Origin of the sequence: Lysinibacter cavernae (assembly GCF_011758565.1) — a bacterium.
Taxonomy (GTDB): Bacteria; Actinomycetota; Actinomycetes; order Actinomycetales; family Microbacteriaceae; genus Lysinibacter; species Lysinibacter cavernae.
This window is the reverse complement of the sequence record NZ_JAAMOX010000003.1, coordinates 128,090-150,512: the sequence shown is the minus strand read 5'-3', so window position 1 is coordinate 150,512 and position 22,423 is coordinate 128,090. Positions and strand designations below refer to the sequence as shown.

The 22,423-nt window shown below is 60.3% G+C and carries 21 protein-coding genes and 2 tRNA genes; 14 read left to right on the top strand and 9 right to left on the bottom strand.

Annotated features, from left to right (window positions below):
- The first annotated feature begins 215 nt into the window (after positions 1-215).
- The 3 genes from FHX76_RS14695 (at position 216) to FHX76_RS14685 (ending at position 5,301) form a co-directional block, all read left to right on the top strand.
- The gene (locus tag FHX76_RS14695; RefSeq protein ID WP_167151984.1) at positions 216-533 is read left to right on the top strand and encodes a WhiB family transcriptional regulator; all 318 of its coding nucleotides are present in this window, start codon (positions 216-218) and stop codon (positions 531-533) included.
- Between the two features lie 156 nt (positions 534-689).
- Positions 690-3,890 carry a glycosyltransferase family 2 protein gene (locus FHX76_RS14690; RefSeq protein WP_167151982.1) on the top strand — a complete coding sequence of 1,067 codons (3,201 nt, stop codon included), beginning with the start codon at positions 690-692 and terminating at the stop codon, positions 3,888-3,890.
- A complete protein-coding gene (locus FHX76_RS14685; protein WP_167151980.1) occupies positions 3,883-5,301 on the top strand; it encodes a DUF5719 family protein in 1,419 nt (472 codons plus the stop codon). Before FHX76_RS14690 ends, FHX76_RS14685 begins: the two co-directional genes overlap by 8 nt.
- Here FHX76_RS14685 and FHX76_RS14680 read toward each other — a convergent pair.
- Entirely contained in the window at positions 5,298-5,666 is a 369-nt protein-coding gene (locus FHX76_RS14680; RefSeq protein ID WP_341777966.1) for a hypothetical protein, read from the bottom strand. The two genes, FHX76_RS14685 and FHX76_RS14680, sit on opposite strands and share 4 nt — an antisense overlap.
- A gap of 115 nt (positions 5,667-5,781) precedes the next feature.
- Between FHX76_RS14680 and FHX76_RS14675 the strand changes: the two genes are divergently transcribed.
- The gene (locus tag FHX76_RS14675) at positions 5,782-6,033 is read left to right on the top strand and encodes a DUF3499 family protein (RefSeq protein ID WP_167151976.1); all 252 of its coding nucleotides are present in this window, start codon (positions 5,782-5,784) and stop codon (positions 6,031-6,033) included.
- 62 nt (positions 6,034-6,095) lie between these two features.
- Positions 6,096-7,604: an adenosylhomocysteinase gene (gene ahcY, locus FHX76_RS14670; RefSeq protein ID WP_167152296.1), complete on the top strand. Its 1,509-nt coding sequence runs from the start codon at positions 6,096-6,098 to the stop codon at positions 7,602-7,604.
- Here ahcY and FHX76_RS14665 read toward each other — a convergent pair.
- Complete coding sequence (locus tag FHX76_RS14665; protein ID WP_167151974.1) at positions 7,601-8,413, bottom strand: RDD family protein; 813 nt, start codon at positions 8,411-8,413, stop codon at positions 7,601-7,603. The two genes, ahcY and FHX76_RS14665, sit on opposite strands and share 4 nt — an antisense overlap.
- A 19-nt stretch (positions 8,414-8,432) precedes the next feature.
- On the opposite strand from FHX76_RS14665, the gene FHX76_RS14660 reads away from it, so the two are divergent.
- On the top strand, positions 8,433-9,428 hold the full coding sequence (locus tag FHX76_RS14660; protein ID WP_167151972.1) for a stage II sporulation protein M: 996 nt from the start codon (positions 8,433-8,435) through the stop codon (positions 9,426-9,428).
- A 21-nt stretch (positions 9,429-9,449) separates the two neighbouring features.
- Here the strand turns inward: FHX76_RS14660 and FHX76_RS14655 are convergent, their stop codons facing one another.
- A complete protein-coding gene (locus tag FHX76_RS14655) occupies positions 9,450-10,406 on the bottom strand; it encodes an HAD family hydrolase (RefSeq protein WP_167151970.1) in 957 nt (318 codons plus the stop codon).
- A 112-nt stretch (positions 10,407-10,518) separates the two neighbouring features.
- Between FHX76_RS14655 and FHX76_RS14650 the strand changes: the two genes are divergently transcribed.
- From FHX76_RS14650 to FHX76_RS14640, 3 genes are all read left to right on the top strand, one after another.
- Entirely contained in the window at positions 10,519-11,154 is a 636-nt protein-coding gene (locus FHX76_RS14650) for an ABC transporter ATP-binding protein (protein WP_243848887.1), read from the top strand.
- Positions 11,151-12,710, top strand: coding sequence for a hypothetical protein (locus FHX76_RS14645; RefSeq protein ID WP_167151968.1), 1,560 nt, complete (start codon positions 11,151-11,153; stop codon positions 12,708-12,710). Before FHX76_RS14650 ends, FHX76_RS14645 begins: the two co-directional genes overlap by 4 nt.
- A 145-nt stretch (positions 12,711-12,855) precedes the next feature.
- A tRNA-Met gene (locus FHX76_RS14640) sits at positions 12,856-12,930 on the top strand.
- A 164-nt stretch (positions 12,931-13,094) separates the two neighbouring features.
- Here the strand turns inward: FHX76_RS14640 and FHX76_RS14635 are convergent.
- Positions 13,095-13,167, bottom strand: a tRNA-Lys gene (locus FHX76_RS14635).
- Between the two features lie 169 nt (positions 13,168-13,336).
- Here FHX76_RS14635 and FHX76_RS14630 point away from each other — a divergent pair.
- A complete protein-coding gene (locus tag FHX76_RS14630; RefSeq protein WP_167151966.1) occupies positions 13,337-13,993 on the top strand; it encodes a DNA-directed RNA polymerase subunit beta in 657 nt (218 codons plus the stop codon).
- Positions 13,994-14,051: 58 nt separating this feature from the next.
- Here the strand turns inward: FHX76_RS14630 and FHX76_RS14625 are convergent, their stop codons facing one another.
- From FHX76_RS14625 to pstS, 5 genes are all read right to left on the bottom strand, one after another.
- Positions 14,052-14,708, bottom strand: a complete 657-nt coding sequence (locus FHX76_RS14625; RefSeq protein ID WP_167151964.1) for a hypothetical protein — start codon at positions 14,706-14,708, stop codon at positions 14,052-14,054.
- A gap of 361 nt (positions 14,709-15,069) precedes the next feature.
- Positions 15,070-15,849, bottom strand: a complete 780-nt coding sequence (gene pstB / locus FHX76_RS14620) for a phosphate ABC transporter ATP-binding protein PstB (RefSeq protein ID WP_167151963.1) — start codon at positions 15,847-15,849, stop codon at positions 15,070-15,072.
- Between the two features lie 50 nt (positions 15,850-15,899).
- Entirely contained in the window at positions 15,900-17,030 is a 1,131-nt protein-coding gene (gene pstA, locus FHX76_RS14615; RefSeq protein WP_167151961.1) for a phosphate ABC transporter permease PstA, read from the bottom strand.
- Between the two features lie 2 nt (positions 17,031-17,032).
- Entirely contained in the window at positions 17,033-18,121 is a 1,089-nt protein-coding gene (gene pstC / locus FHX76_RS14610) for a phosphate ABC transporter permease subunit PstC (protein WP_167151959.1), read from the bottom strand.
- A gap of 98 nt (positions 18,122-18,219) precedes the next feature.
- Entirely contained in the window at positions 18,220-19,338 is a 1,119-nt protein-coding gene (gene pstS / locus FHX76_RS14605; RefSeq protein WP_167151957.1) for a phosphate ABC transporter substrate-binding protein PstS, read from the bottom strand.
- Positions 19,339-19,612: 274 nt separating this feature from the next.
- Between pstS and FHX76_RS14600 the strand changes: the two genes are divergently transcribed.
- The 4 genes from FHX76_RS14600 to FHX76_RS16610 all read left to right on the top strand — a co-directional run bounded on the left by FHX76_RS14600 (position 19,613) and on the right by FHX76_RS16610 (position 22,366).
- A complete protein-coding gene (locus tag FHX76_RS14600; RefSeq protein WP_167151955.1) occupies positions 19,613-20,848 on the top strand; it encodes a M20/M25/M40 family metallo-hydrolase in 1,236 nt (411 codons plus the stop codon).
- 278 nt (positions 20,849-21,126) lie between these two features.
- Positions 21,127-21,717, top strand: coding sequence for a TetR/AcrR family transcriptional regulator (locus tag FHX76_RS14595; RefSeq protein WP_167151954.1), 591 nt, complete (start codon positions 21,127-21,129; stop codon positions 21,715-21,717).
- Positions 21,714-22,010, top strand: a complete 297-nt coding sequence (locus tag FHX76_RS16615) for an NAD(P)H-binding protein (protein WP_208402751.1) — start codon at positions 21,714-21,716, stop codon at positions 22,008-22,010. Before FHX76_RS14595 ends, FHX76_RS16615 begins: the two co-directional genes overlap by 4 nt.
- Positions 21,998-22,366, top strand: coding sequence for an NAD(P)H-binding protein (locus FHX76_RS16610; RefSeq protein ID WP_208402750.1), 369 nt, complete (start codon positions 21,998-22,000; stop codon positions 22,364-22,366). Before FHX76_RS16615 ends, FHX76_RS16610 begins: the two co-directional genes overlap by 13 nt.
- Positions 22,367-22,423: the final 57 nt, after the last annotated feature.

Here is a 22,423-nt window from a genome sequence, read left to right as displayed (position 1 = left end):
TGTAAATCGATGTTTTCTCGCGACGTTCGTTCGTGGCTGAATCACTTGAGGCCAGTCAGGGCGGGTGAAAGGCCGGATGATCCTCAATTGTGACCGTGTCGTAAAGCTTCCATCGGTGCTTGAGGGTTTACCATCCCAGCTTGACTTGATCGAATTACAACGGTGTAATTGTCAAAGCGTGTTTTTTCTCGCGTTGAAAGAAAGGGGTGAGCATCATGTCGGTTCCTGAATACCGTTCTGAGGTTCCTGGTGACTGGTTCGTCGACCCAGTACAACTCGGTGTCCCCGGAGTCCGCAACGCAGATGACGACGGACAGCTCGCCTGGCAAGCAGACGCGCTCTGCGCGCAGACCGACCCTGAGGCGTTTTTCCCCGAAAAGGGCGGCTCCACTCGGGATGCCAAGAAGATTTGCAGCACCTGTGAAGTTCGTTCGCAGTGCCTCGACTACGCACTCGAAAATGACGAACGCTTTGGCATTTGGGGCGGTCTGTCTGAGCGTGAACGCCGAAAGCTTCGCAAGCGCGCTATCTAACGCCACCGTTCCGAATCAATTGTTGCCGTGCCTCTCTCGCGCGGCTTCTTTTATGCGCGGTGGCGGTCATCCCCGTGAAACCGTGAATTCTATGAATCGTGCGTCGCTCGGAGCGCCATGGCCTCGATCATGCCAGCCACGCCTAGGCTAATCCCGATGCAAAGTCGAGTTACAGCAATAGTGGTTGCCACCAATGGCGCAGCCAGGCTGGAGCGTACCCTCGCGGGAATCGCCCAGCAAACGCGCCAGCCAGACCGTCTCATCCTCATTGATAACGGCTCAACCGATACCACAGCAGCCATCATGGCTGATGTGCCGGCCGAGCGGATCATTGCGACGGGCGAAGTCCTACCGTTTGGTGCCGCCATAAAGCTGGCACTCAAAGTGGTGGGTGATGACGCGACCTCAGACGAGTGGCTCTGGTTATTGACCCACGACAGCGAACCCGAGCCGGACGCGCTTGAGATTATTCTCGCCACAGTTCAGCGCGCGCCGTCGGTTGCCGTTGCTGGGCCGAAACTCACCTCGTGGGACCGCCCGGATCACATTCGCGAGATTGGGCAGACACTGACCCGACTCGGCGCACGGTGGCAGCTCAGCACGGAAGAACTAGACCAAGAGCAACGCGACACCCAACAGGATACGCTCGGCGTCGGCCCCGTCGGAATGCTTGTACAGCGTGAACTGTGGGCGCAGCTTGGTGGATTTGACCGCGCCCTAACGACCTACGATGACGGGCTCGACCTCTGCGTCAGGGCCCGGCTTGCTGGCTACCGCGTTGTCGTCTCTCCTGAATCCCGTGTCCGATTTGCGGGGGATGGCGTCGCCGGGCCAGAGGTGAGCCGGAAGAAATCGGTGGCGAGAGCTAACCACCGTCGTTCTCGCCGCGCCCAGCTTCACCGCCGTCTCGCGTATGCGCCTGCCTGGGCAGTGCCATTGCATTGGTTGACCCTGCTACCCCTCGCAATCCTTCGAACGATCTGGTACCTCATTCGTGAGCTCCCAGGTCGTATCCCCGGCGAATTTGCCGCAACGTTTGCCGTCATGTTCTCGGGTCGAAAAGTGCGTGATGCTCGGCGATCAATCGCCAGAACACGCACGATGGGCTGGGATTCGATCCGGCCGCTGCGGGTCGACTATAAGACCGTCCGCACTCAGCAAATGATTGACAAAGAGGCGATCCTTGCGCGTCAGGGCAGGGTGAAACACGAAGCCCATTTCATTAGCACCGGCGGGCTTTCCGTTGTGACCGTGGCCATTGTGCTCTCGGCGGCCCTGTTTTACAGCCTCTTTACCGCACAGGCGTTGACTGGAGGTGGACTCCTTCCGCTCAGCACGACGCTCAGCGACCTGTGGGCAAATACCCATTACGGACACCACGGAACCGGCTCACTTCTTGAAGGACCGGCGCATCCGTTCAACTTCGTTCTTGCGATTCTTGGATCGATAACGTTCTGGCAGCCGTCATACTCACTTGTCCTCCTCTTCTTGTTGGCGATTCCGCTGTCGGCTCTTGGCGCGTGGTTCTTTGCAGCACGATTGACCGAACGGCCGGTCGCGCGCGGCTTTGTTGCCGTTGCCTGGATGCTCAGCCCAACGCTGCTGGCATCGCTTAACGACGGCCGAGTGCCATCAGTCATCGTCCACATCCTGCTGCCTTGGCTGCTCATCGCGCTCATGAGCGCGCGCAAGTCGTGGTCATCCGCGGCAACCTCGTCATTGCTCCTCGCGGCAATCTTGGCCTGTGCCCCGTCATTGATCCCAGCTGCAGCGCTATTGCTGTTGGTCGGGCTGGCATTTAGTGGGCGCGGCGTTGTGCGAGTACTTACCGTTGCGGTCGCCAGTGCGGCACTCTATGCCCCCTTGCTTGGGTATGCGCTCGCGAACGGTAACCCGCTCATGGTGCTTATCGACCCAGGCGTGCCGCAGCCATTTACCCCGGCAACGGCAAATCAGCTCCTGCTCGGATTCCCAACGGCCGGTATGGCCGGGTGGAACGATGCCCTGGCGACACTCGGTATCGGTGATTGGCCGTATACCATTATCGTTGCTTGTCTTGTCGCTCCTCTTGGGCTGCTCGCCCTCGCCGGAGTTGTCTTCTCCAAGGCGAAACGAACCGCCGTATATCTGCTTCTCGCTGGACTTGGCCTTGCGAGCGCCCTCGTAGCAAATCAGTTTGTTCTGAGCAGTGTTGGTGTGACCCCTGTTGGCATCTGGGCCGGCCCGAGCCTGAGCATCTATTGGATGGGATTGCTCGGCCTCGCTGTCGCGACCATCACCGTGCTGCCAAAGCTCTCTGAGACGGTCAGCGTGCTGGCGGGGTTGGCCCTGCTGGTTGCGGTCGCTCCGATTATTGTGTCAATTTTTATGGGGCACCCTTCGTGGAAGAGTCAGGACTATAACGTGCCGGCCGTCGTACGGGCCGCGGCCGTGAGCGGACAGGACGTTGGAACGCTGTTCCTCGTTCCTCAAGAAGGGGGCGCCGTCCTCGGCGAAACCGTGCGCGGCACCGGAGCGACGCTCGATGAGCAAACGACGTTGACGTTTACCCACCCTGAGCTGAGCTCGAGTGAAGAGGAACTCGCCGAACTTATCGGGGCGCTCGCATCTGAAGGAAGCTCAAGTCAGTCCGCTCAGCTCAATGATCTTGGCATCAACTTTGTTGTGCTTGAACCGGCATCATCGGCAAGCGGGCGCGCAAACGACCCAGCGGTGTCTTCGACGCTTTCGCGAATTCAGAGCGCGCTCGACAACAATGCCGACGTTGTCGCCGTCGGTCCTACCGAGTTCGGTGACCTCTGGAAGGTCGTTGACGCGAACCAGAGCACGTCGGCGCCGACTCTTCCTCCGCTTACAAAAGCACTCAGCCAGACAATCTGGATTGTCCAGATTGCCGTTCTGCTCGGTCTGTTCCTGTTGGCGCTTCCAACGGGGGCCGTGGTAGAAAAGCCGCCGCGTAAAAAACGTCGAGGCAAGGATCAGCCCGCTGCTGCGTCACCGAAGGGCAAGCGTCGGTCGCAGAAACGGGATCTGCCTGTTGTCGAAGGATCAGCGGTGGCAGCGGTGGCTCCTACGAGTGAGGCAGAGGACAGCTCGCCGCAGGAACTCACATCACCCGAACAGGTCGACGATGCTGCGTTGCCGACGCCTGAGGTCACAAGCGGGGAAGACATCTCGCCTGCTCTCGTTGGAGACGACGAGGACACCGTGATCGAGCCGCGAGACACAATTGCAGACGACGACAACGCCGCTCCTTTTGACAACACGCTCGACGAGGAATCGTATTTTGAAGAAGCCACCCTCGGTGCTGAGCCGGTAGCGCCCGAGGACGAACAGGATCCACAACACAATGGCTAGCTCACAACGGAACGCACTCACCCTGACTGGGCGCATCGCAACAGGACTCATTGCGGGCGGGCTGACCGCTGGAGTCATTTATGTGCTTGGCGTAGTCAGCGTTCCAACCGTGGAGCGGGGCGTGGTCTCGACGCAGGTTGATACCGCTGCCGCGACGCAGTCAGAGCTTGCGTGCTCTGGATCGTTTGTCGAAATTGGTGCTGATCCGGCAAACCCGATTGGGGTTGTGGATGTTGGCGAAGCCGTCTTGGCCCTTCAATCTCCGGACGGAGCGCTCGCTCCTGAGGCACTCAGTCGTTCGACAACAACCGCATCCGAGGCCGCAGCGCCCCGGGCCATGAGCCTCAGTGGAGACGCAAAGACAACTGCTGCTGCAGCACAGGCACAAGCAGCTGCCCAGGAGCGCCTCAGAGGCTTTTCTGCGTCGTCCTGCGGGCAGCCGCTCGCGGAGAGCTGGTTAGTTGCAGGAAGCACCGTATCTGGACTGACCTCACTGGTGCTGCTCACCAATCCTGGTGAGGTCGCAGCAAATGTGTCTCTTCAGGTGTACTCGGAGAACGGCCTTGTGGAGACTCCTGGTTCAACCGGCATAGTTGTTGAACCTCGTTCACAGCGCATCATCTCGCTCAACGGGCTCGCCCCGTCGGCTAACGCAACTATTGTGCACATGCAGGCGCGCGGGGGCAAGGTGTTTGCCGCGCTACAACAGAGCCAGGTTCAAGGCCTGAACGCGGTTGGCGTTGACACCGCGGTCGCCGTGTCGGCACCATCAACGCAGCTCGTGATTCCTGGGGTACGTGTTGTGCACCCGGACGGCGTGAGCTCTATTGATGAACACGGGCATGACGAAGCCGTGCAGATTCTGCGAGTCATGTCGCTTGCGGATAGCGACTCGACCGTCACGGTCACGGCTCACGGTGAAAAGGGCGCAACAACAAAACTTGGCACGTTTGATATGAAGCCCGAGCTCGTGAATGAGTTCGAGTTGGAGCCGCTCCCGCAGGGAACTTACACCATCACCGTCGATTCTGAGACCCCGATACTTGGCGCAATGCGCGTTTTCACCATTGGCTCAAAATCAAGTGACTTTGCCTGGTTTGGGGCGAGTGACCTGTTCGATGAGCAGGCCGCTCTCGCGGTCGCCCGTGGCCCAAAGCCGCAGATTACGCTCTACAACCCCGGGGCAAAGACGGCGACGGTTGAGCTGACACTTGACGCGAATACGCGTTCAGTGACGGTGCCAGCCGGGGCATCCATTACTGTTGGCGCTGAAGCCGGCAAGGGATACAGTTTGGACTCTGACCAGTTGATTGGCGCTTCAGTTTCGTATGGTGACGACGGTCAGCTGAGCGGCTATTCCCTGCAGTCACCGGCCGTTCGCGCCGAGCCGCTGACCGTGTACACCCGCTAAAAGTGGCCGGTGCCTTCTGGAGGTAGGAGCTCCCAAGGCTCTCGGCCGAGATATTCTGCCACCGCGCTGTAGACGGCGTACTCAATGAACATGCGTCGATGGGCTGCATCATTCACGTGCAGCCTGCCTGAGCGCTGTAGCGGGACCCGGAAGAACGTGATTCGCTTTGCGTTGCGGTCGACGCGCCAGAGCTTTGGCTCGGCAGGTAAATCCCACGGCGGATCAGAAGGAACCGAAACAAAATCGAACTGAACATTGCCAAGATCCTCTGGCCAGAGCGACCGAAGATACTCGACCGTTCCGCCGGCGATGCGGTCAAACGACGCGATGCGATTGTGCAGCAGCGGGAGCTCAGGGCCGAGCACGGGAGACCTCGAGCCTCGACCGTGTCTTGCGGCAGTCGTTCCTCTACGCCGTGACCGAGACCCAGAACTGTGCATATCGCAATCCTAACGCGCGGTTGAGGATACGCTTAACGGTATGCGTGAGCGACACTGTTCTAAGGCCATGTGCGGCCGGCCTTCTGCGTACTCGCTGACTTACGATTACGCCGGTTGTTCAATGGCCATCGGACCGCTCAGCCCAGTCGCCGACCCTAATAGTTACGACCTGTGCGCCTTCCACGGTGACAAAATGCGTCCTCCAACCGGGTGGCAATTGTTTCGGCACGCTATTCTTGGCGGAGTTGATCTCCTTCCAGCAGAAGAATCTGACGCTGGGGTGACCGGCTAGCGTCGTATTCCACCAGTTTGGGTCGCTGTTGACCCGAGCGTTGCTGAAGAAGTTGAGGAATGATGTCCCTGCTCCAGTCCGCCCCAGCCCAGTATCGCGCCAAGACTTCCGGTCGCTTCGAATATGCGATTGCAAATATTGGGCTCGCCGAAGCAGGAAGGCACCAGCTCCGTCTTGCCGAAAACGAAATGCCTGGACTCATGGCCTTGCGCGCTGAGTACGCGGGGCAGCAACCCCTCGCCGGTGCCCGCATCGCGGGTTCGCTGCACATGACGGTGCAGACCGCCGTGCTGATCGAGACGCTCGTGGAACTTGGCGCGCAGGTGCGCTGGGCAAGCTGCAATATTTTTTCAACGCAGGATGAGGCTGCCGCCGCGGTTGTGGTTGGCCCGACAGGCACTGTCGAAGCCCCCTCAGGGGTTCCTGTCTTCGCGTGGAAGGGTGAAAGTCTCAGCGAATACTGGTGGTGTGCGGAACGGATCTTTGACTGGAGCGCCGAAGCGGATGCTGCGGACACAAGTTGGAACGGACCCAACCTCATCCTTGACGACGGTGGCGACGCAACGCTGCTCGTCCATCACGGGGCCTCGTACGAACGCGCGGGTGCCGTTCCTGGCCCTGAACAGGCTGAGAATGACGAGGAACGCGTTGTGCTCGATCTCCTGCGCGAGGGGCTCGTTTCGGATGCCGAACGCTGGACCAGAGTCGCCGAAGGCATCATCGGGGTCACCGAGGAGACCACAACCGGAGTGCTTCGGCTGCACGAGTTGTTTCGTGACGACAAACTTCTGTTCCCAGCTATCAACGTCAACGACTCGGTTACCAAGTCGAAGTTTGATAATAAGTACGGTATCCGTCACTCGCTGCCAGACGGACTTAACCGCGCAACTGATGTGCTGATCGGCGGCAAAGTTGCCCTTGTTGTTGGGTACGGCGACGTCGGCAAGGGCGCCGCAGAAGCGCTGCGGGGCCAAGGGGCCAGGGTCGTTGTTGCCGAGGTAGACCCCATCTGTGCGCTGCAGGCCGCTATGGACGGGTTTCAGGTTGCAACGATTGAGACGGTCGCGGCCGAGGCCGATATCGTGGTGACCTGCACAGGCAACAAAAACGTGGTGACCGCAGACCACATGCTTAAGCTGAAGCACCTTGCGGTTGTTGGAAATGTCGGGCATTTTGACAACGAAATAGACATGGCTGGGCTCGAACGACTTGAGGGCGTTGAACGGGTCGAGATTAAGCCTCAGGTGCACGAATGGCGGCTGCCGACTGGGCGTTCCATCTTGGTGCTCAGCGAGGGACGACTCATGAACCTCGGAAACGCTACAGGGCATCCAAGTTTTGTGATGAGCAATTCTTTTACCAACCAGGTCCTCGCGCAACTTGAGCTGTATGTGTCACCGGAGCGCTATCCGGTTGGCGTATACGTTCTCCCCAAGCACCTCGATGAGAAGGTCGCCAGGCTGCATCTTGACGCGCTCGGCGTTGAACTGACGATCCTCACCGATGAACAAGCCAACTACATTGGGGTGCCAGTTGAGGGGCCGTATAAGGCTGACACCTACCGTTACTAGCCCCGAAGAGTTGGTTCGAGGCGCTCGAGGCGTCGGCGTTCGCTTTCAAGGGCGGCGCGTTCACGTTCGCGCCTGAGCGCGGTGATTGCGAGAAGGAAGCGCACGGGATCGCCCCCAGGAAGCGGCGAGACAAAGGGCGCGGCTTCGCTCGCGAGATCGGCGGCAACAGCTGCCTGCGAGCGTGGCTGCATCCTTGAATAGTTGCTGAGGAACTGTCCGATGCGGCGTGAGAGCGAGTCTGGCATGCGCGCGACATCGGCGATGCTTGCCCAAGCGGCGAGCTCTGGTGGCATGAACGGCGGCTGCGGCACAGGCTGTGGGACGCGTTCGTGCTGGGCATAGGTTCCGGCAACCATATCGCCAAGCCGTTTTGTACGCGACGACAGCAGCCCGGTGAGCGCGGCCCCGCCGCCACCCGTTGCATAGATCTCGAAGAAGCCAACGAGCGCGCGAATAAGGGCATGACGAAACTGAATCGCACCGCCGTCGTCACGAACCACACGAACACCAGTGGCCCACTTCCCAAGAGATTTGCCTCTCGAGAGCGTTTCGACCAGGGTTGGCAATCCAACAAGGCACAGCACAAGCGTCACAATGATGGCCGCCTGCCCCGCAGCCTCATCGGCGTCGAACCGGATGAGCACGGCGGAAACCGCAATCATGGCGCCGATGAGAACGAGCACCGTTGTGACCACATCAATGATGAGTCCTGCCGCCCGCAAGACGTAGCTGGCAGGGCGGATGTTGAGGGCCACTGCCTCGCCCGTGACCAGTTGGTCCTCGCCGTAACTACCAGAAGTATTGCTCACTCGACTAGTATTCCAGCAGATGGATACTGATGCATACGCCGAAGCTCATGGCGCCGAATGGGAGCGCCTCGCGCAGCTCAGTAAGCGGCGACGGTTAAGCGGCGACGAGATTGACGAATTTGTTGATCGCTATCAGACCTCTGCAAGCCACCTGTCCACGTTGACAACGGCTGCCGGTAACACGGCATACGGCGAACAGCTCTCGATTCGGCTGTCGCGGGCGCGTCAACGCCTCACCGGACAGCGCAGTAACCCGCTCGTGGCGCTTTCGACCTTTTTCGTGATCCAGCTGCCAGCCGCGCTCTATCGAGTGCGATGGTGGTCGCTCGCGGCCGCCGTGTTTGTGCTGGGGATCGGGACGCTCTATGCCGTGTGGACGGTAAACGACCCAGCGGTGCTTGCAACCCTTGGCTCGGATGCGCAGCTGCAGCAGCTGGTAAATCACGACTTCGTCGACTACTACTCGGAGAATCCCGCAGCATCGTTCACTGGCCTGGTCTGGACCAATAACGCCTGGATTGCCGCCCAGTGCATCGCGTTTGGCATTACGGGGCTCTACGTTCCGATGGTGCTGCTGCAGAATGCGCAAGGCATTGGCACAACAGCGGGGGTCATGTTTGCGTACGGCGAAGGTGACACCTTCCTGCTGTACATCGCTCCGCACGGGCTGCTCGAACTGACCTGCGTCTTTGTGGCCGCCGGTGCCGGCATGAAACTCTTTTGGTCGTGGGTCGCGCCGGGAGCCAAGCGCAGGGGAGCCGCCCTCGCCTCAGAGGGGCGCGCAATCGTCACGGTAGCCGTAGGTATGGTGCTGTGGCTCTTTGTTTCCGGCATTGTTGAGGGTTTTGTGACGCCGCAGCCGTGGCCGTGGCCGGTCAAGATCGGTATTGGAGCTCTCGCCCTTGCCGCGTTCCTCACCTACATGCTTGTTCTTGGGCGCCGAGCTGCGCTGGCCGGTGAAACAGGCGATCTTGATGAGTTTGAGGCAGGGGCAACCGAGCTGGTGGCCGGCTAACGTCGCCAAAGGCGTTGGGCCTTAGTCGTCTGAGAACGCCGACGCATTCCCCCGAAAGACCTCGTTCCAGTCATCCTTGACGCTCACAGACACCCAGTTATGCGTTGCGGCTGCTGCGATCACTTCCTCTGCCCCCGAGGTGTACGCCACGTCACCTCGGTCGCTTGAATCGTCGTGGCGAACCACGATTCCAAGGCCAAGTGGGCCGCTGGTCGCATAGCGCAGCATTGCCACGTCGCCGTTTGAGTTGCCAGCTGCGAAGATGGGGGCTCTGCCGATTCTGCTCCAGATGCGGACCGGCTTTTCTGGCCCGTCATCCATAAACGAGAACGAATTGCCGTATCGCACGCCCGTGTGTTGGCCGTCATCGGACCAGGTGAGGCCAACTGCTGAGCCAATCACTCGTTCCGGTGGGATTCCGTAGTACTCCGTTGTCATTGGACGCATGAAATCTCGGTCTCCGCCGGAAACAATGAAACACGTAAAATCGTGGCTTTCGAGTGCCCTCAGCAGTTCAACCATCGGCCGATACACGGTATCGCGATAGGGGCGTTTGAGCACAGGATGCTGCTGCTCGCGGTAGAACGTGGCGACCGCTTTTGCGTAGGCCCCAACATCCACCCCCGCCGTCGACGCGACGATGGCCTTCACCAAGACATGAAGGTCGTCATCGTCGCCCTCATAATGCTTTTCAACAGCCTTGCCAAGCCACGAGTAGTCCCCGGAGACCACCGCCTTATACGGCTGTTCTTCGGCCAAGGAAGGGTCCCGCCTTGCCGCCTCCGCCCATTGCATGATGATGAAATGCAGCTGCGTTGGCATTGGCTTTTCAGTCCAGAGCGTGCCGTCATTATCGAATACCGCAATGCGTTGCTCAACGGGCACCGCGTCGGGTCCTGTTGTGACCTGTGCGAGAAAGTCGAGGATGCGCCGCTTCGTCGCGGTGTCGTTCCAGGAAGGAAGAAGGATGTCTGTCATGATCGCCTCCGAGTGGTAGGACTTCCATGCTGACCCCGGCCAGTTCGAATGTCACCACCCAGAAGGGATGACCAAATGCCTCTCGAGGAACATGCTGTGTCATGATGAAGTTATGGCCACGATGATCGAAGCAGCAAACGTGTCTGTGACGGTCGACGGACAATCTCTGCTTGCTCCCGTCTCCTTCACCGTTGACGAAGGGCAAGCGCTCGCGGTGCGAGGCGCAAACGGTGCTGGCAAAACGACACTGCTCCGCACGGTTGCAGGATTTCAACGGCCGTCAACGGGGTCAATCCGTTTGAGCGGCACACGCGTTGACGAGAAGAATCGTGCTATTCGCCGCGAGGTATGTGCGCTGATCGGATTTCCCGCCATTGCCCCTGACCTCACCCTGCGCGAGCAGCTGAGATTTATCGCAAGTAGCTGGGGGATACTCGGGTCTTCCGCCGATGAGGCCGCAGACGGCGTCTTGGCGGAGTTGGGAATTGACTTGCTTGCCCAGCGGTTTGTGCACGAGCTTTCGTCAGGGCAGACCCAGCTGTTCTCGCTGGCAACGGCGCTCGTCCGGCCATCGGCCGTGCTCATCCTCGACGAGCCGGAGCAGCGCCTTGATGCCGATCGCCGAGGCCTCGTTATTGCGGCCGTGAACCTGAGGAAAGCTGCAGGCTCGACCGTCATCTTCGCGAGTCATAACGCTCAGCTTGTCAACGGTATCGCTGACGAGACGCTGACCCTGGCCGGACAGTGACCTTCGCCGCCGACCGCCGCGCGCTCCGAGCTGCCCGATCCGTCGTGGCTGCTCGCGCCGGACGCCCTTCCATCGCAGACATGGCGTACTACGTCTACGTTGGCATCCTGGCGGCCGCAATTGCGGGCTCGTCCGTGGTGAGGGCCATCGTGTTAGGGCTTGTGAGCCCAGCGGTTGCGGCGGGACTGCAATCACCATTAGCCCCCGGCGTTGTCAGTGCGGTTGTCATCGGGTTGGCCGGTGTATTGCTGTTGCTCGGCAAGACTCGTGGTCCGGTCGTTCCCCGCCCAGACCAGGTTGAGTTCCTCGCTGCAAGCCCACTTCCTCGTTGGCTGAGCCTTCGCCGGTCATACCTGACTTCTACTGCCTGGCTTACCGCGGTGATCGTGGTTGTGGCGGCCCTTCTGGCAGTCGCCGCCGGCCTTGAGTTTGGTGCTGGACCGGAGACCGTTGCCAGGTGGATGCTCGGTGCCGTCTCCGTTGGCTTGCTGCTGTCGGTCGTGTGGCTGATCGGGCAGCGCCTTCCCTCGTGGGCTGCGGGTCTGCTCGCCATAGCCGCTTGCATGGTTGCCATCGCTTCCGTACTCGCAGGTGAGTCGTGGGCGGTTACCCCGTTTTTTCTTCCTGGTGCGCTGTGGGCTGACCTTGCAGGGCTCAGCGAACAACCGGTTGCGTGGGCCGCGGTCGTCACGCTCTGTGTGATCGCGACGGTGACGTTCCTCGGCTCGTTCTGGCTGCTGAACGGCCTTGGCAGAAGCGGTCTTGCAGCCCAAGCGCGTCGCTGGCAGCTCGCCGGAATGCTCGCTGGCAGTGGCGATATCGCGGCAGCGGTCGGGCGCCTCCGCCCTCCGCCAACGGCAGGCCGCCGGCTCAAAATAGGGATGACAGGCCCATTTTGGGCCGTAGTGATTCAGCGAGACGCCGTCGCGCTCCTTCGGTTTCCTCAACGTCTCATCGTGAGCGCAAGCGTCCTCGTAGCGGCCGGATTCCTGCTCTCGGTATCGGCAGGTGCTCCCGAGGGGGTCCGCTGGGCTGGGCTTCTTGTTGCCTCCGCGCTTGGATACGCCGCGGCCGGTTCCTTGGCCGATGGGCTCCGCCACGGGGCCGCCGCGTCGGGGGCCTCGACCCTGTTTGGGTGCACAATCGGACGGCTCCTCCGAGCGAGCTGCGTTGTGCCTCTTGCCGGAACCCTCGTGCTTGGCAGCATCGGGGTGTATCTCGCCGCTGCGCTCGCGGGGGCATCCACTTCGCTCTTCCTCTGGTGGTCGTTGCTCGCCGTGCTCTGGACGCTCGTGCGGCTCAGTGACGCGGCAAAGGGGCCCCTACCAATGGTGCTGAGGATGCCAGTGCCAACGCCCGTTGGCGATGTTTCTATCCTCAACGTGCTGCTCTGGCAATCGGATGCCGTCCTCATCGCGATCCTCGGTGCAACCGTCACTCTGCTCGTTTCGGTTGGTGCCCCGCTCACAGGAATTGTGTTGATCGCTGTTGTGACCGCGATTGTTGTTGGCATCGTCGTGATGCGGGTACGGAAACTCTCTGATACCTCGCTGTAGCAGCGGCTGCCAGCGGATCATGCGGCGCGTGAACGTTGCCAGGCCTGTAACCGACGGAAACCATGGGTAATGCCGCGCAACCTGCCGCAATCCCTTGTCACAACCTGTTGAGGCGTGAAAGCGAAGGGCTTACCGTAGTTGATATCGCGGCGTGCCCGAGTGGCCCAAGGGACCGGTTTCATACGCTGGACAGCCGCAGGTTCGAATCCTGCCGCCGCGTCTACTCCTGTCGTTGGGCCGCGAGCGGCGTCCACCGCACGACAGTTTGGTCGCAGATGCACCTCGGGGCCCGTCGGTCGGTGGATCTGTGACAATTCTGATCTCTGGCGCACGACAAAAAACACCCGACCAGGCGATTGCTCGTCTGATCGGGTGCTTATGATGTGGGCCCGGCGGGGCTCGAACCCGCGACCCGCGGATTAAAAGTCCGATGCTCTACCAACTGAGCTACAGGCCCGACTCGACTAACTTACCCTGAAATGGTGCCAAGTACTTAATCGGCACGCGTGTCACGTTTGTAGCCGGTGAGATCGCTGAAGATTTGGCGTCATCGGCTGCGTCTTGTGTGTATCTGAACTAGTCTTGACGGGCTATCAGCGCGTAGACCAACCAGCAGGGGAGCAGCATTGTCAGACGATTCCAACCGCACAGCGTTTCGCCCGGTGCTTCGACCGGCCGGCGAATTTGATGCACTGTGGGGAGCGGAAGATCCAGCAGTGCACTACAGCCTTGCGCGCGACACCGCATGGGCGCTGCTCGACCGAGTGCGCTCAAGCGCGCACCGAGAAACGGTTGCGCAGAACATTATCGACCGGATGCTTGTTGCCGACACCGACGGAGGCCTCGGAGACATTGCACAGCTGTGGTCGCAGGCAAGCGCACGGTCGCTGCCTGGTGCCCTGTGGCGCGTATACCTCGTGCGGGCCGTCGTGCGGCAAGACCCGGTCGCAACGAGCTTCGCTTACCAGCGTGGCTCTGAAGTGCTCACGACCATCGACCCTATAGTTGCCGGTGCAGCCGCGCCAACCGGCCCAGAAGAGATCTCTGCCCTCTGTGACCAGATACTGCGCGGGGTGTTCCACGGAGACCTCGCGACGGCATTTGACCGCGCATCCGCGTTCTCGAAGGTTATGAGGGCAGGGTACGTGTCGCTTGCGGATGATGCGAGCGAGACCAACCCTGACCTCGCGCAGACCTTCACGACGCGGGCGCTGCGCTACGGAACCTTTGCCGATGACTTCCGCTCGGTCGCGGGGTTGTGGCGGAGCGGCTCGCTCGACTAAGTCGGCAGCGATGCCCACACACTTTGTTTTGAAACAGACTGACTTGGGTTGATTTGTCCTAACTCGTAATTGCGAGCAGGCTAGCTGCGCCCAATAGGAACTGTGGCGTATTCACGATCATCCCTTGAACGATGGGAATACCCCAATCTACCCAGACTTTGCGCCAAGCTTCGGGTTTCTCACTGGTTTCTTCGGCTCGGCGGATTAACCCGAAAAGCCGCATTAGCGCGTCTTCGACGCTGAAGTCACCATAGAGTGCCGTTTTATCCAACTCCAGTTCAAGCGAGGTAATCGTTTGCAGCATATAGAATTTCAGTTCGTTTGGAAGCGAACTGTCTATGCGAATGGTCTCCTTTACTGACTGAATAAGTGATACAACGCATGCGCTGGCTTCATCGTTGAGTATCGCCCTAGGCGTGATCTGAGTGGCGAGTACTCCCAACAGATCCCGCAATGGCCCGTCGATCGTGCATCGTCCGCCAGTTCCAGCGGTTTCGATTCGCTGGAGATCCTTAGTCGCTTTTTCGTAGAGCGCCGTCCCTACGTATTGGGTGACTTTCCGAAATGAATCCGTTGACGCTCCCAGTTGATTGCGGGTAGCCAAATCATCGTCGATTGCATTGCAAGCTTCCAGCAAAGGTCGCAACGGCCATCGGTGTTGATCTCGCGAGTTAAGTTGAAAGAAGTTCAGAAGATACTCTGCCGGGTTGCTCATGATTCCCCATGCTACACAGAACTGAGGTTCGCTTTTGATAGAGCGCTAACCAACGTTAAAATAGCGATGACTATTGAACTCGGACAAAAGTATCACTGAGGATCGGATGCCTTTTCCTGCGCTTGCGACTCTTGCCCAGCTGAGTTTGCGCACTCTGCAGCATCCGCTAAACTAAGTGCTGCCGAATCACAGTAACCCCGGGCTCCAAAAATTGCCGCTTCGAGCGGCCTTCCGCCGAGAGGCGTTTCTGTGGTTCGGTTTTTTGTGCCCTGAGACACCATCGCTCGCGGGGTGCAAAAAGGCTCGTGGGGCGCGAAATTTCGCACCCCACGAGCCTTTTTGCGCCCCACGAGTGGAGGGGTTAGCCGAAGCGACCAGACACGTAGTCTTCAGTTGCCTGAACAGAGGGGCTCGAGAAGATCGTCGTGGTGTCGTCGTACTCGATGAGCTTGCCTGGCTTGCCCGTTCCTGCAATGTTGAAGAACGCGGTGCGGTCGGATACGCGCGAAGCCTGCTGCATGTTGTGGGTCACGATGACAATCGTGTAGTCCTTCTTGAGGTTCTCGATAAGGTCTTCGATCGCGAGGGTCGAGATGGGATCGAGCGCTGAACACGGCTCGTCCATCAGGAGGACATCGGGGGAGACCGCAATAGCGCGTGCGATGCACAGGCGCTGCTGCTGGCCGCCTGAGAGGCCAGAGCCTGGCTTATCAAGACGGTCCTTGACCTCGTTCCACAGGTTTGCGCCGCCGAGGGATGATTCGACGAGGTCTTCCGCATCCGACTTCGAGATCTTGCGGTTGTTGAGCCGCACACCGGCGAGCACGTTTTCACGGATCGACATGGTCGGGAATGGGTTTGGGCGCTGGAACACCATGCCAACCTGGCGTCGGACAAGCACGGGGTCAACCCCGTCGCCGTAGAGGTTGTTACCGTCGACGAGTACCTCGCCGTCGACGCGTGCTCCTGGGATGACCTCGTGCATCCGGTTGAGCGTGCGAAGCAGCGTCGACTTGCCGCAGCCACTCGGGCCGATGAATGCGGTCACGCTGCGGGGGTTGATGGTCAACGACACATCCTCAACCGCCAGGAATGACGAGTAGAACACGTTGAGGTTGGAAACTTCGATTCGCTTTGACACGGTAGTCCTTGACTGTGGTTGGTTCGGTAAAAGGTCTGTACGCGCCGGTGCTAGCGCGCGAGCTTCGGGGAAAATGCTTTGGCGATGAGTCGCGCGCCCAGGTTGAGCAGCATGACGATCACGATGAGGGTGAGCGCCCCTGCCCACGCCCGGTCGAGGTATGCCCCAACATCGGTTCCAGGGTTTGCGTAGGAGTTGTAGACAAACACGGGGAGCGTCATTACTGGGCCGTCGAACATGTTGTAGTTCATGCTCGTTGTGAAGCCGGCGATGATGAGCAGGGGAGCGGTCTCGCCGATGACGCGTGAGATTGAGATCATGACGCCAGTGGTGATACCGGCGACGGCCGTTGGGAGCACCACCTTTGAGATGGTTAGCCATTTTGGTACGCCGAGCGCGTAGCTTGCCTCACGCAGTTCGTTTGGCACGAGCTTGAGCATCTCTTCCGACGAGCGGACGACGACGGGGATCATAAGCACCGAAAGTGCGACCGCCCCGCCGAAGCCCATGCGAACCCCAGGCCCAAAGAAGATGGCAAACAGGGCGAAGGCGAAGAGACCAGCAACGATCGACGGGATGCCCGTCATGACGTCAACGAAGAATGTAATCGCCTTTGCGAGCCAGCCGCGGCCGTATTCAACGAGGTAGATCGAGGTGAACAAGCCGATCGGGACCGAGATGAGGGCTGCGAGCCCGGTAATCTCAAGCGTTCCCATGATGGCGTGGATTGCTCCCCCACCCTCGCCGGTGACGTTGCGCATCGAGTTGCTGAAGAAGCTGACGTCAAAGCGGGCGAGACCGCCGGCAACAACCGTCCAGAGCAGCGAGATGAGCGGCACGAGCGCGAGCAGGAAGGCACCCACTATGAGGGTGGTCATCAGTCGGTCAACTGCGCGACGACGGCCCTCGGCCAGCCACGCAAACACAACGATGAGCACGGTATAAAGCACGGCAGCAACGACGGCGATCCCAAAGAGATTGACGCCACCGCCAGCCGTTGAACCTGTTGCGGCGTCGTCCGCAGGAGCGTCAACCCCTGAGGCGACGCTGACGAGGAGGAAAAGTAAGGCTGAGACAAGGAGGCTTGAGGCCAGAAGCACCCAGGGAGCCCAACGGGGGAGCTTTCCCGCGGTGAGCGGATTGCTGGCCGCCTTGGTGAGGTGAAGCGTAGCGGTCGTCATGATTAGTTGGCTCCCGAGAATGCTTTACGGCGGTTGACGATGATGCGCGCGATCGAGTTGACGAGCAGCGTAATGACAAACAGCACGAGGCCGGTCGCGATGAGCGCGTTGACGTTGAGCCCAAACGCCTCTGGGAAGTTCAGCGCGATGTTTGCGGCAATGGTCGTTGGGTTTGTTGAGGTGAGCAGGAGGAAGTTGATGACAACCGCGGGGGAGAGCACCATAGCAACCGCCATGGTCTCTCCGAGCGCGCGGCCGAGCCCAAGCATTGATGCTGAGACGATGCCGGCGCGGCCGAAGGGAAGGACGGCCATCCGGATCATTTCCCAGCGTGTGGCGCCAAGCGCAAGGGCTGCCTCTTCGTGAAGAACCGGTGTCTGGAGGAAGACTTCGCGGCAGAGCGCCGTGATGATCGGCAGGATCATGACAGCGAGCACAATGGCAACGGTCAGGATCGTGCGCCCGGTTCCGGATGCCGGACCAGCAAACAGCGGAAACCAGCCCATATTCTCGGTCAGCCACACATAAATGGGCTGAACTGCTGGGGCAAGAACTTTGATGCCCCAGAGGCCAAACACGACGGAGGGAACCGCGGCGAGCAGATCGATGAGATAGCCGAGGCCGGCCGCGAGTTTACGGGGCGCGTAGTGCGAGATGAACAGTGCAATGCCAATGGCGACCGGGAGGGCAAACAGCAACGCGAGCGCCGCGACCCAAACGGTTCCGAAGGCGAGTGGAGCGACGTAGGCCCAGAAACTTGTTGGGGTGCCCTTCAAGAGTTCTGGGTCTGTCAGGAGGGCCGGGATGCTCTGCGCGATCAAGAAGATCGCTACCGCGGCAAGCGTGACAAGGATGAGAATGCCTGCCGTACGAGAAATACCGGAGTAGAGCAGGTCTCCTAGGCGGCGCTTGGTTCGCCCCTGTGCGGGGAGACCTGGTGTGGTGGCGGATGCCGGGGGTAGCGTCTGCGTGCCGTCACCGTTGCCCTCGGGCAATGGCGTTGGTTCGTGCGGTGCTTGGCCCTGAAGCCCGGCCACGTTGTGCTCAGGTGCTGGGTCTTGCACCGGGTCCTGCACGCGGGTCTCGCTCATCGCTTTTGGTGCCTTTCGGGGCGGTCGTTTGGTTCTGTTTTACGGGGTGGTAGCCTCCGCCAGCTTGTCGCTGGCGAAGGCTACCGGCTATTGAGTTGTTACTTGATCGTCTTGATTGCCGCGTTGACCTTCTCGGCCAGCGTCGTCGAGATCGGTGCTGAGCCTGCCTTGTCGGCAGCCTCTGACTGTCCCTCTGGGCTTGCGATGTGGGTGAGGTAGGCCGAGACGAGCTTGCCCTGGTCCGCGTCTGCGTAGGTCTGGCAAGCGATGAGGTAGCTCACGAGTACGAGCGGGTAGGTCCCGGCTTCTGTCGTGGTGCGGTCGAGCTTGATCGCCAGGTCGGTGTCGGCACGTCCCTCAACGAGCGGCGAGGCGTCAACAACGGCTGCGGCAGCCTCTGCGCTGTAGGCAACGAACTCGTCGCCAACCTTGATCTCTGCAACGTTTAGATCGCGAGGTGCGGCGGCAGAAGCGTCGGCGTAGCCGATGGTGTTTGATCCGTTGGCTACGGCATCTGCAACGCCGGAGGTGCCCTTAGCGGCTTCGCCACCCGCGTAGGGGAACGCGTCTTCCGGCTCTGCATCCCAAATCTCAGGAACGTTCTGGAAGAGGTAGTCGCTGAAGTTCTTCGTGGTGCCTGAATCATCTGAGCGGTTGACTCGCGTGATGGATGCGTCTGGAAGCTTCGCGCCCTCGTTCAGCGCAGCGATGGCTGGGTCGTTCCAATTGGTGATGTCGCCCTTGAAGATCTTGGCGATGGCCGCTGCGTCGAGTTTGAGGTTGTCAACGCCATCAACGTTGTAGATCACGGCGATGGGCGAGATGTAGACGGGGAGGTTGACCGCAGAGCTGTCGGCGGCGCAGGAACCGAAGGTTCCGGCGAGTTCTTCGTCGCTCAGGGCCGAGTCGGACCCGGCAAATGCTGCTCCACCAGCGATGAATGCCTTGCGCCCGGCGCCAGAGCCGTCGGGCGAGTAGTTGATGGTGACGTCAGCGTTTTCGGTCTGGAAAGCCGCGATCCATGCTTCCTGTGCGCTTCCCTGTGAGGAGGCGCCGATGCCGGCAAGCGTTCCGCTGAGCGTCGATGCGCTCTCGGTTGAATCGGAGGCGGTCGCGCCGCCCTCATTTGCTGCGCATGAACTGAGTGCAATGCTGGCGACTGCAGCGACGGCAATAGCCCCGCCGATTCGTGCGAGTGGCTTGGTGGAGAATCTCACGTACAGTGTCCGTTCTTTGGCGTTAGTGCTGTGGTGAACCGAGCAGGTTCACTGTGAACGTTAAGCGTCGTTGTTAGCCAGTTTTCACCTAGTTGGTTAACGCCGGGTTAACGACAGGAAGATTATTCGTGCCGATGCGGGAGCGATCAGCAGGGTCTGAAATATGTTGCCTATTTGCCTGTTGCTTTTATGCCTTATGTTGTTACGCTAGGAGGATCATTCGCACGGCGCGCTCGTGTTGAGTCTGAAGCCGCTGACCACGAAAGAGACTGTGATGCCCCCGATCCCAGTTATGCCGCTCACAGCGGGCTTGGAAGAACGCATGGTCGCCCTCAGGCGAACGCTTCATCGAAATCCTGAGGTTGGGCTTTATGCGCCTCAGGCCCAGATGGGTGTGATTAACGCGCTTCGTGGGCTACCGCTTGACGTTGCCAAAGCGAGGGGTTCGTCGTCTGTTGTTGCGATCCTTCGGGCAACGCCGAAACGAGGCCAGCCGGTGCGGGCTCCCATCGTTCACCGGGCGTTGATGGGCGCAACTCCGATTGAAGAACGGACGGCCGAGCTCTTTGCTGCCAGGAATGGCGCGATGCATGCCGCTGGCGCAGACCTCCAAACGGCTGCGTTGGTTGGCGCAATCTCACACCTGTGTGAGGCCGAGATTCCACTGCCCGGTGACGTTATGTGCGTCTTTCAAGCGGGGGAACCAGGGCAGGGGGCAATCGAATCCCTGCTCGATGAGGGACTTCTTGACTTCTTAGATGAGGCCCCCGCCGTGGCATATGGCACCAGGTTTGAAGCCGAGGCCGCAACCGGAACCCACCTCATCCATGAGGGGCAGGCAACTGCCGATGTGGCATCCTTTTGCATCACGGTTTACCGGTACGGGAGCCCGTTTGACCAAATCTCTGTTGATTCGCAGCGAGTGGCAGCGCTCATTGTTCGTGCCCTCTACGACTGCGTCGGATCGCTGAATTATGCTCGCGATGTTCGGCTCGTCGCCGGGGTGGTGAATTCGTCGTTCTCCATTGGAGTGCAGCCGTCTGAGACAACGCTTCTGGTCACCTGTGCGAGTATCGATGCGCAGCAGCACTCACACATCGTTCAGGATCTTGGACGGGTTGCGCTCACCGTTGCTGCCGCCGAAAATGCTTTGGCCGTTATCGGCGATATCGAGAATATTTCGGCGGTTTACAACGATGCTGGCGCCGTTCACCTCTGGTCAGAGACGGCATCTGCCTTCGCCGCAGACGGACGCTGTCATCATCTTGAGCGCCCGGCAGTCCTTGCTGATGATCTATCGCTCTTGTTCCCAGGAACGCCACTCGCCATAGGCTTTTTTGGTGCGGCTTCGCCCGTGGCACACAACACCCTTCCTCCTGGCCTCAACTCGGCAGCAACCGTTTTTGACGACAGAGTCATTGCCAATGTTGCCGCGTTTCTCTCTACGCTCAGCAGGGCAAGCCTAGGGCGGGAAACCGCATCAGGAACTGCTGTCAATCGTCATTCGTAGCGACAGTATCAGTGAAGGCTTTGCCAAGTCGTGTCACATCGGTTGCGGAGCGAGTGAGCACCCAGTTCATTCGATCGAGGCGCGGGGGAAGATTGGGTCGAGAATCGCAAACACTATTCACGAGCGAGTAGCACGGTGTGTCTGACAAAGCTCCGGTCCAGGCGAGGATGGCGTTGAGGGCGGTCGCGGCGCGGTAGTTGCCAGGACTCCCTGCTCGAGTCGTTTGACATGTGACAAATAAGCGATCTATTGTTAGTCATGTGTCTAACAGTGATCGAATGAGCCCGGCGGATCGGTCTGAGCAGATCGTTCGCGTTGCCGCTGAGCACTTCGCACAGGACGGTATCGCGGGCGCTTCCATGCGTGCGATCGCAACCGACGTGGGGGTCACCCGGGCGCTCGTGTACCACTACTTCCCCGGCAAGGAAGCGCTCCTGAACGCCGTGCTGCGCCGCGAGTCTGGCTTGCTCCTGGAAGCGACCAGACCAGATCCGGCACTCAGCGCCAGGGCGAATCTGCGACGTGCACTCGGCGCCTATCTCGAGTTCTTCGAGGCGAGCCGTGGTGGGGTGCGGGAACTGTACAGCCCCGCTTCGACGGTTCCGGCCGTAAGTGAGCTCGCCGAAGCGAACCACGAAGTGCACGTGCGTTGGCTTCTCGGATACACCGAGGCGCAGGACTCCCCGCGGGCGCGTCTGGCGCTCGGCGGGTGGCTCGCGTTCGTCGAGTACGCCGCCCGCCAGTCGCTCGACGGCGGCAACGTGGCCCGCGCCGACGTCATTGACCTCTGTATCTCCACGCTCGAAGGCGCACTGGGCACCTCGCTCACCGACCTCAAGCCCATCAACCAGAAAGAGTCATCAGAATGAGAATCGTCGTACTCGGAGCCACCGGCAATGTCGGCTCCCGCCTCACCGCCCAGGCCGCCGGCGCAGGACAGCAGGTTGTCGCGTTCGCTCGACGCCCTGACGCAGTCTCCTCGCGGGAAGGTGTGACTGTCGTCGCCGGGTCTGCAGAGGATGCCGTCGCCCTCGAGCAGGCTGCCAGAGGCGCGGACGCCGTTGTGGTTTCGATCACCGGCAAAATGAGCGATGGCTCCTTTATGCAGAATCGCCTACCCGGGATCATCGCGGCACGAAGCAGGCCGGCGTGCGCCGCCTGATCCTCGTTTCGGTCTTCGGTGCAGGCGACACTTCTGACAAAGCCTCCGGATTCGGCCGCCTGATCTACAAGACGGCGCTCAGCAAGTTCCTGAAGGACAAGGCCGCCGCCGATCAGATCCTGCAGCGCTCCGGCCTGGACTGGACGATCGTCTACCCGGTCAACCTCAAGGCGGCACCCGCACTCCCGCAGGGCGCTTCCACCAAGAACCTCAGCGAAGTAGCGAAAGTGCCCGGTCTCCCGACTCTGCCGTTGGACAACGCCGCCGCTGCAATTCTGGACGTCGTCACCGACCCGGGCACGATCGGCCAGCGGCTGCTGATCACCACGCCAACGGGTTTCAAGCTCGCAGCTTGAGAGCCGAGCATGATCAACTTGCCCATCTAGGGCGCGACACGCAAAAGTTGGGGGACT

What these genes read in the sequence shown, in the direction of transcription:
- FHX76_RS14695 (WP_167151984.1), top strand. Translation starts at nt 216, where the DNA reads ATGTCGGTTCCTGAATACCGTTCTGAGGTTCCTGGTGACTGGTTCGTC.
- FHX76_RS14690 (WP_167151982.1), top strand. Translation starts at nt 690, where the DNA reads ATGCAAAGTCGAGTTACAGCAATAGTGGTTGCCACCAATGGCGCAGCC.
- FHX76_RS14685 (WP_167151980.1), top strand. Translation starts at nt 3,883, where the DNA reads ATGGCTAGCTCACAACGGAACGCACTCACCCTGACTGGGCGCATCGCA.
- FHX76_RS14675 (WP_167151976.1), top strand. Translation starts at nt 5,782, where the DNA reads ATGCGTGAGCGACACTGTTCTAAGGCCATGTGCGGCCGGCCTTCTGCG.
- ahcY (WP_167152296.1), top strand. Translation starts at nt 6,096, where the DNA reads ATGTCCCTGCTCCAGTCCGCCCCAGCCCAGTATCGCGCCAAGACTTCC.
- FHX76_RS14660 (WP_167151972.1), top strand. Translation starts at nt 8,433, where the DNA reads ATGGATACTGATGCATACGCCGAAGCTCATGGCGCCGAATGGGAGCGC.
- FHX76_RS14655 (WP_167151970.1), bottom strand. Translation starts at nt 10,406, where the DNA reads ATGACAGACATCCTTCTTCCTTCCTGGAACGACACCGCGACGAAGCGG.
- FHX76_RS14650 (WP_243848887.1), top strand. Translation starts at nt 10,519, where the DNA reads ATGGCCACGATGATCGAAGCAGCAAACGTGTCTGTGACGGTCGACGGA.
- FHX76_RS14625 (WP_167151964.1), bottom strand. Translation starts at nt 14,708, where the DNA reads ATGAGCAACCCGGCAGAGTATCTTCTGAACTTCTTTCAACTTAACTCG.
- pstA (WP_167151961.1), bottom strand. Translation starts at nt 17,030, where the DNA reads ATGACGACCGCTACGCTTCACCTCACCAAGGCGGCCAGCAATCCGCTC.
- pstC (WP_167151959.1), bottom strand. Translation starts at nt 18,121, where the DNA reads ATGAGCGAGACCCGCGTGCAGGACCCGGTGCAAGACCCAGCACCTGAG.
- FHX76_RS14600 (WP_167151955.1), top strand. Translation starts at nt 19,613, where the DNA reads ATGCCCCCGATCCCAGTTATGCCGCTCACAGCGGGCTTGGAAGAACGC.
- FHX76_RS14595 (WP_167151954.1), top strand. Translation starts at nt 21,127, where the DNA reads ATGAGCCCGGCGGATCGGTCTGAGCAGATCGTTCGCGTTGCCGCTGAG.
- FHX76_RS16615 (WP_208402751.1), top strand. Translation starts at nt 21,714, where the DNA reads ATGAGAATCGTCGTACTCGGAGCCACCGGCAATGTCGGCTCCCGCCTC.